Source organism: Streptomyces apricus, assembly GCF_008369065.1.
GTDB classification, from domain to species: Bacteria; Actinomycetota; Actinomycetes; order Streptomycetales; family Streptomycetaceae; genus Streptomyces; species Streptomyces apricus.
Genome location: NZ_VDFC01000043.1, coordinates 388,861 through 389,757, shown reverse-complemented (window position 1 = coordinate 389,757; position 897 = coordinate 388,861). Strand labels below are relative to the sequence as shown.

General features: G+C 55.9%; 1 rRNA gene (only partly in view). It reads right to left on the bottom strand.

What is annotated here, in order from left to right:
- Positions 1–897: ribosomal RNA gene (locus tag FGF04_RS42240) — 23S ribosomal RNA — on the bottom strand (its annotated part continues 1,923 nt past the right edge of the window); the annotation flags it as partial.

Below are 897 nucleotides of genomic sequence, written 5' to 3'. Positions count from 1 at the left end.
AGCTATCCTACACAAGCCGAACCGAACACCAATATCAAACTGTAGTAAAGGTCCCGGGGTCTTTCCGTCCTGCTGCGCGAAACGAGCATCTTTACTCGTAGTGCAATTTCACCGGGCCTATGGTTGAGACAGTCGAGAAGTCGTTACGCCATTCGTGCAGGTCGGAACTTACCCGACAAGGAATTTCGCTACCTTAGGATGGTTATAGTTACCACCGCCGTTTACTGGCGCTTAAGTTCTCAGCTTCGCGCGCCCGAAAGCGCACTAACCGGTCCCCTTAACGTTCCAGCACCGGGCAGGCGTCAGTCCGTATACATCGCCTTACGGCTTCGCACGGACCTGTGTTTTTAGTAAACAGTCGCTTCTCGCTGGTCTCTGCGGCCACCCCCAGCTCACTGTGCAAGACAGATCACCGGTGATGGCCCCCCTTCTCCCGAAGTTACGGGGGCATTTTGCCGAGTTCCTTAACCATAGTTCACCCGAACGCCTCGGTATTCTCTACCTGACCACCTGAGTCGGTTTAGGGTACGGGCCGCCATGAAACTCGCTAGAGGCTTTTCTCGACAGCATAGGATCATCCACTTCACCACAATCGGCTCGGCATCAGGTCTCAGACTATGTGTGCGACGGATTTACCTATCGCACGTCCTACACCCTTACCCCGGGACAACCACCGCCCGGGATGGACTACCTTCCTGCGTCACCCCATCACTCACCTACTACAGGTCTGGTCCGTCGGCTCCACCACTTTCCTTTCCCCGAAGGGTCCGGAACGGCTTCACGGACTTAGCATCGCCTGGTTCGATGTTTGACGCTTCACAGCGGGTACCGGAATATCAACCGGTTATCCATCGACTACGCCTGTCGGCCTCGCCTTAGGTCCCGACTTACCCTGGG